Origin of the sequence: Gordonibacter sp., assembly GCF_036667095.1 — a bacterium.
GTDB lineage: Bacteria > Actinomycetota > Coriobacteriia > Coriobacteriales > Eggerthellaceae > Gordonibacter.
Window position 1 is genome coordinate 60,715 of sequence record NZ_JAVWUP010000003.1, and the last position, 6,220, is coordinate 66,934.

The window sequence follows — 6,220 nt, forward strand, 5'->3', positions numbered from 1 at the left end:
CCCGCACCGGAGCGCCGGTCGCGCGCCGCGTATTTTTCAGGGTTCACAATGCGATCGTACGCCTCGTTTATCTTGTTCATGCGGTCGGCCGCCTGAGGGTCGTTCGGATTCAGGTCGGGATGGTTCTCGCGCGCCTTCTTGCGGTACGCCTTCTTCACCTCGTCGACGGACGCCTCGCGGCTTACGCCCAGCACGTCGTAGGGGTTCTCAACCACGGCGCTTCTCCTTGTCGCTTTGTTGTGTGTTGTACTTTTGCCATACACCTGCATACACGACACTGCGCATCAGGTGCAAGTCTCGCTCGAGCGGCAGACGCTCGAAAGCCTCGGCAACCCCGCCCATGAGCACCTTCAAGCTGTCGTGCATATCCTCGGGACGGGCATTCATGGCGACGAGCGGATTGTAGCTGCCCGCTTCCCGGTCGTCCTCAAAATCCATTGCAGCATCCATAACGTAGACGAACTTGCCCAGCCGGGCTCCCAGCCGGCGAAGGTCGTCGGCCCAGTAGTCGTCGGGACGGTATACGAACAGCTCGCCCATGAGCGCACCGAAGCGGTTGGCGGCCGCATCGGGTGTCGGCTGCGCCGCGTCAGCCTCGGGCGCCGCGGCAGCAAAGGCGGCTTGCTCGAGAGCGCCGATATCCGCCATGCCTGCGTCCACCGCCTCGCAGATACGCGGATTCCGCACCCGCACGTCTCGATAGGGGCCGGCAAGCATCGCAGCAAACGCCCGGGCCCGCACGCTGCGATCGTCCTGCCAGTCGTCGAGGGCCTTGTAATAGGCAAGCGCCACCGTCACGTCGGCAGCGTAGTCCGTGCATTCGGAACGTGCGAAACCATGGGGCTTGACCGGGTGCGGCGCGCAGCGCGCCTGGCCACAGCACTCGTCCGGCTCGTAGAGCGAGCCGAGCAACAGCGCCAGGAATGCCAGGTCGTACGTGAGCGCAAGGCGGCAGCGCTGCCCGCAGCACTCGCCGAGCGAACGGCACAGCCCGCAGTACACGTCGTGATAGCGCTCGCGCTCGTCTGCGTCCAAGACCTCTATGCTGGGAACGATGTAGCCGAACATGCGCTAGCCCCTGACCTTTTCCGTCAGCGCGGCAAGGGCGCGGAATCCGGCGACGATGGCATCGAACGTTTCCTGCGGCTCACTTTCAAACACCTTGCCGTAGCGGCGGTTCACCTCTTCGTCGACGCTTGCAAGCAAGGCGCGGCCCTCCTGGGTTACCCGCAACTCAAGCGAGCGCTTGTCGGCTCGGCTGCGCTGCCGCTCGATAAGCCCGCGGTCCTCGAGCTTGCGGCACACCGACGAGAAGTTGGTGCGCAGAATACCCGTACGGTCACTGAGCTGGCCAGCCGTCAATCCCGGCATGCGCAGCAGCTCCACCAGCACGTGCAGCTGCTGCAAAGTGAGACCGCACTGCTGACAGACGGGGGCCATCACCTCGTGCATGTCCCTTTGCAGGCTGCAGGTGGCGGAAAACATCTCGGTTTTGAAGGTGGCGACATCCATGCCACGCTCCTACGACTTTTTCGTGGTCTCGGTCTGGCACTTCGGGCACACCACGCGCAGCGTGCCCTTGCCGCGCGGCACTGACAGCGTTTGGCCGCAGCCTTTGCAGGTAAAATAGCGCGTGGTCTTGCGGTTCTCCCATTTCTTACGCAGAAGGCCGACCTGCCGCTTCGGCTTCGCGGCAATGCGCTCGTACGCGGCGTTCTCGCGCTCGCGCGCTGCAAGGTTTTTCGAGCAGCAGCGGACCAGCGAATATGCGAGGAGAGCGAGCGACACCCACGAGAGCAGGTCAAGGCCGGGAACCATAGACAGGATAAGCAGCACGAACGCAACGGCCACGAGGAAGTTCGAGAACCCGTCCGTACCGTGGCGCCCTTGCATCCATCCAGCCAGTCTCATTTGCATCCGTCCGAAAAAACCGTTCACAACCAGCCCTTCCCTTTCTGCCCGCGCCAAATGGCGCAGCACCCGCCACCGAGGCGGAAGCCGTCGACAACGCACGCAGTTGTTTGTTAATACTCTTAAAATAAGACTAGTTGTGCTCGAACCCTGCGAGAACCTCGTCCGTCACCCAATTGAGACGATACGGCCACAACTCACCCACAGGTTCTCAACCGAGAAACCATGGGAAGCTACACCTGAGCGTCTGAAGAGAGCCTGAGATGAAAGGGAGGCGACCGAGCATAGGGCTGGCCGCCTTTTTGATGATTGAGAATGTCGCGGTGGAGCTGGGCGTCCGTATCATGAATGCCTTCGTGGAGACACGCCGTTTCCTCGCAAGCAACGCAGCGCTTTTCGAGTGTTGAGTCAAGCTCATGAGGATCTTAATCTCATCAACAAACCCTGTCTTACGAGAAATGAGACTGGACCTCTTAAGGCTTTAGGCAAGCAAGTGGAACAACGAAAACACCGTCGTCGCGCCGGTAAGCGTACTTGCCCCCGGTCAGCACAGCTTTGAAAGCAGGGGGCGGGGTCTTTGTCGTGTCGATCTTCTCCTCCAGCTTTTTCAGATGGTCGGCACCTTCCTCGATTCGCTCTTCGCCGCCGAGCTTCACTTCGATAGCTCCCCACGCTCCATTGTCCTTCTGCACAATGGCATCGGCTTCAAGTCCGGACTTGTCGCGGTAATGAGCAACCCCGCCACCGATGCTATCCATATAAATGCGCAAATCTCTCACGCAAAGAGACTCGAACAAAAATCCCATGGTAGAGAGGTCGCCCAAAAGACCAGCCGCATTCGTCTTAAGCGCAGCGGCAGCCAATGAGGGGTCGGTAAAATGCCATACCGAGGACATCCTTAGGGGAGTTTTCGAGCGTAACGTAGGAGCCCATGCTGGAATGTCTTCGATGACGAAAATCTTCCTGAGCGAATTGATGTAGGAGGCAACGGTCTTTTCCGACATCGCCACTCCGTCTCCCGACATGTCTGATGCCAGCGTAGCAAGCGACGCCTCCTGCGCCGAGCATCGAGCCAACGAGCGTAACAAAGCGCGCGCCTTGCTCGCGTTTCTTTTGATGCCGCTCGCTTCGGATATGTCGTTTTCGGCGATGGCATCGAGATAATCTCGTGCTTGAGAATATGGTTCCGGGTTTTTCTTTGTTACAGCTTCCGGCCATCCCCCTCGGCAAATGCAGCATGCAATATCTTCCACGCTGATATCCGATACACCCTCAACATCGCCTCCTTCGAAGAGGGTAGACAAAGACACTTCTCCGGTTGATTCCCTCGACTCGTATAAGGACATAGAGCGCATGGTAAGGCGTGCGATTCTTCCTGTACCTGTATGCTTGATGAGCTCAGGTTTCACCGGGGTAGCTGAACCGGTGAGCAGATACTGCCCACTCACGCCTTTGCTCTTGTCAATAGCGCTTATGACGGCATCCCAGAGTACAGGAGCCACCTGCCACTCGTCGATAAGTCGTGGCCTATCTCCTCGCAAAAGCAGGGAGGGCTTAGTTTGGGCGAGCGCTATGTTTTGCTCGTACTCATCTGGATCTCGCAAAAACAGAGCGCTCTTCGCCAGCTGCTCGCATGTACTCGTCTTTCCAGTCCACTTCGGGCCGCGTACGAGGACAGCTCCTGTATATGACATCTTTTCGGCTAAGACAGCGTCAATAATTCTTGGAAGATATTCAAAAGACATGGGTATCTCCTTTCCACAGAGGAGTATATCGCAAATTTCCTTATTTGGCCCATTTTTACTTCCGTGTTTGGCGCGTTTTTATTTCCTCATTTGGCGCGTTCTTACTTCCCTATCTGGCCTCACACAATCAAGGAGACCATTCATGCCCTACATCGACCCGTCCATCATCGCACGGGTCAAGAAGATCGACTCGTGGTGGACGGTAAAGGGATTCGAACCCTCGACCCCTGCGTTGCGAACGTAATGTTCTCCCAAGTCATCCGTAAACAATCCTCATTAGTTTAGATACTAAAGTGGTGATGTATCCTTCGCTTTTCAGGGAAGCCATCATCCGATTACCATGCTTACACCCTGACAAAGCACGGCATCGGGTTCTCCCTTACATAGCGCATTGCGGAAGATTCTTTGGACGAGCCATAAACTGCTTCGGCTGCCTGAGGTGCGAGCTGAAAAAACATCTCAACTGCCTGGAGACTGGTAGCAGTTGGAGCGGGCCGATTGTCGGAAAGAAGAAATAGTCTTTCGTGATGCACTGCCCAGGCAGATGCGCTAGAGGATACCGTAGCACCATTTTTGGAAAATGTTTCCGAAAGACAGGTACCAACTGCTCAATTTCGAGGATTACCAGGAAAATAGAACCGTTCTATTTTCCTGTCTAGAAAAGTAATAGTAAAGTCATCTTCAAAAGGGTTCTTTCCTATCTGCTTTTCGGCGGGAACAGCGTTTTTATGAAATGATTGAACCCGTGCGCATAGTGCAGGCTTGTGACATACCGGCGTACTGAGGTGGGCGAATTGCGCTAGAACGAAGTTGCATCGGAATTGAAGTAGCCAATACGGATCTCAACCTGCAGGTTCGTGGCAGCACCAAGAACCTCGGATACTTAGCTGCCGCAGAAGGTACTCCGACCTCAACGACGGTTAAGTATTATTTCAGAGCTTCCCTAACGACGGAGCAAGCTCTCTATATTTCCCATTACTGAAATGTCTAATATTTCTCAAGTTGTGTCCCGAATATGTCCCGAATATGTCCCGAAACGGTATAATGTCTCGAAACGGACGAAAGGATAGGCCGTGAACACTGGGGATTTCGAAAACCACCTGCGTGATGGCGAGGGCCTCACGGTCGAATTCAAGCGTTGCGGAAATCAGCCGGAGAAAGACACCTTTGAAACCATCTGTTCATTCGCCAATCGTCAAGGAGGTGTCATCTTCCTTGGAGTTGAGGATGACGGCCAGGTGACAGGGGTGCTTGAACATGCCGTAAGCGATATTGAGCGAAACATTGTGAATATCGTTTCGAACCCGGACTGCTTCAACGTGGCACCTACTTTCGAATTTGAAGAAATCTCCTACGAAGAAAAAACTGTTTTGCGCGTTTGGATTCCTATGGGGCCTACCGTATATCGTTACAAGGGGCGCATCTATGACCGGATCGCGGATGTTGATGTTCGAGTAACGAGCGACACCCAAATTTCAGCTTTATACCTGCGAAAGAGCGCGCAGTATTCGGAGCGAAAAGTCTACAAATATTTTGAGCGGGAAGATATCCGGACGGATCTCATTGACCGCGCTAGAAAGATGGCGCTTGCCAGAACCCCAAAGCACCCTTGGGGAGAAATGAGCGACAACGAACTTCTTCGCAGCTCAAGCCTTTACCTTCGCGATAGGGAAACTGGTGAGGAAGGGTACACTTTAGCTGCTGCATTGCTACTAGGAACCGACGAAGTCATAGCTGACCTTTGCCCTTCCTACGTAACGGACGCAATCGTGCGCAAAGAAAACCTCGATCGCTACGATGACCGTCTTCTTGTCAAAACGAATCTCATCGAAGCCTACGATCTTCTTTTCTATTTCGCGCAAAAAAACTTACCCGATCGATTCCATTTGGAAAACGGCCATTCCGTAAGCGCACGCGACATTATAATTCGCGAGGTTGTTTCAAACCTATTAGCCCATCGAGAATACCTAAGCCTCTATCCAGCAAAACTCGTTATCGACAACGACACCTTGCGCACCGAAAATGCCAGCAGGTCGATCTTTGAGGGAAGACTGACGCTCAACGACTTTAATCCCATGCCCAAAAATCCGGTCATAGCCGATTTCTTTGCGCAGATAGGCCGTGCGGACAAGCTAGGGAGCGGCATGCATAATCTCGTTAAGTACACGGAGATTTACGCAGATGGAAGCCCAGAACTAGTAGAGGGAGATTTTTTCAAAACGAGTATTCCCATACGAAAAAATGTACTCGCAGAAGCGAAGATATCCCTTATGCCATACGATCCAAACACAATCCATAGCATTGCAGATGCGATCGAAGCAATGCTGAATGGCCTAGGCTATGCAACTCCTGCTGAAATCGCCAAGATGTCAGGGCTGTCATCTAAAACAGCAAAGCGGCACCTTGCAGCCATGATGGAACAAGGTATTCTTGTTGCCGAGGGAACAACACGCGACCGAAAATACCGTAGGAAATAAAACAAGCCGGAAGCAATTCCCGGCTTGTGGGCTTCGTGGTGGAGATGAAGGGATTCGAACCCTCGACCCCTACGTTGCGAACGTAAT

The 6,220-nt window shown here is 54.4% G+C and carries 6 protein-coding genes; 1 reads left to right on the forward strand and 5 read right to left on the reverse strand.

Annotation, left to right across the window (positions count from 1 at the left end; all coding sequences use genetic code 11):
- From RR842_RS00835 to RR842_RS00855, 5 genes are all read right to left on the reverse strand, one after another.
- Positions 1-215: DnaJ domain-containing protein (locus RR842_RS00835; RefSeq protein ID WP_332728809.1), on the reverse strand; the 215-nt coding region annotated here is incomplete at its 3' end.
- Positions 208-1,068, reverse strand: a complete 861-nt coding sequence (locus RR842_RS00840; RefSeq protein ID WP_332728810.1) for a DUF5685 family protein — start codon at positions 1,066-1,068, stop codon at positions 208-210. The genes RR842_RS00835 and RR842_RS00840, both read right to left, overlap by 8 nt.
- Positions 1,069-1,071: 3 nt before the next feature.
- Positions 1,072-1,512: a MarR family transcriptional regulator gene (locus tag RR842_RS00845; protein ID WP_332513415.1), complete on the reverse strand. Its 441-nt coding sequence runs from the start codon at positions 1,510-1,512 to the stop codon at positions 1,072-1,074.
- A 9-nt stretch (positions 1,513-1,521) separates the two neighbouring features.
- Positions 1,522-1,911, reverse strand: coding sequence for a hypothetical protein (locus RR842_RS00850; protein ID WP_332728811.1), 390 nt, complete (start codon positions 1,909-1,911; stop codon positions 1,522-1,524).
- 473 nt (positions 1,912-2,384) lie between these two features.
- Positions 2,385-3,656: a DUF4143 domain-containing protein gene (locus RR842_RS00855; RefSeq protein ID WP_332553442.1), complete on the reverse strand. Its 1,272-nt coding sequence runs from the start codon at positions 3,654-3,656 to the stop codon at positions 2,385-2,387.
- A 1,073-nt stretch (positions 3,657-4,729) separates the two neighbouring features.
- On the opposite strand from RR842_RS00855, the gene RR842_RS00860 reads away from it, so the two are divergent.
- Complete coding sequence (locus RR842_RS00860; protein ID WP_332521221.1) at positions 4,730-6,133, forward strand: RNA-binding domain-containing protein; 1,404 nt, start codon at positions 4,730-4,732, stop codon at positions 6,131-6,133.
- Positions 6,134-6,220 lie beyond the last annotated feature (87 nt).

Excerpts from the sequence above, each read along its gene's own strand:
- RR842_RS00840 (WP_332728810.1), bottom strand. The coding sequence starts at position 1,068 with ATGTTCGGCTACATCGTTCCCAGCATAGAGGTCTTGGACGCAGACGAG.
- RR842_RS00845 (WP_332513415.1), bottom strand. The coding sequence starts at position 1,512 with ATGGATGTCGCCACCTTCAAAACCGAGATGTTTTCCGCCACCTGCAGC.
- RR842_RS00850 (WP_332728811.1), bottom strand. The coding sequence starts at position 1,911 with ATGAGACTGGCTGGATGGATGCAAGGGCGCCACGGTACGGACGGGTTC.
- RR842_RS00855 (WP_332553442.1), bottom strand. The coding sequence starts at position 3,656 with ATGTCTTTTGAATATCTTCCAAGAATTATTGACGCTGTCTTAGCCGAA.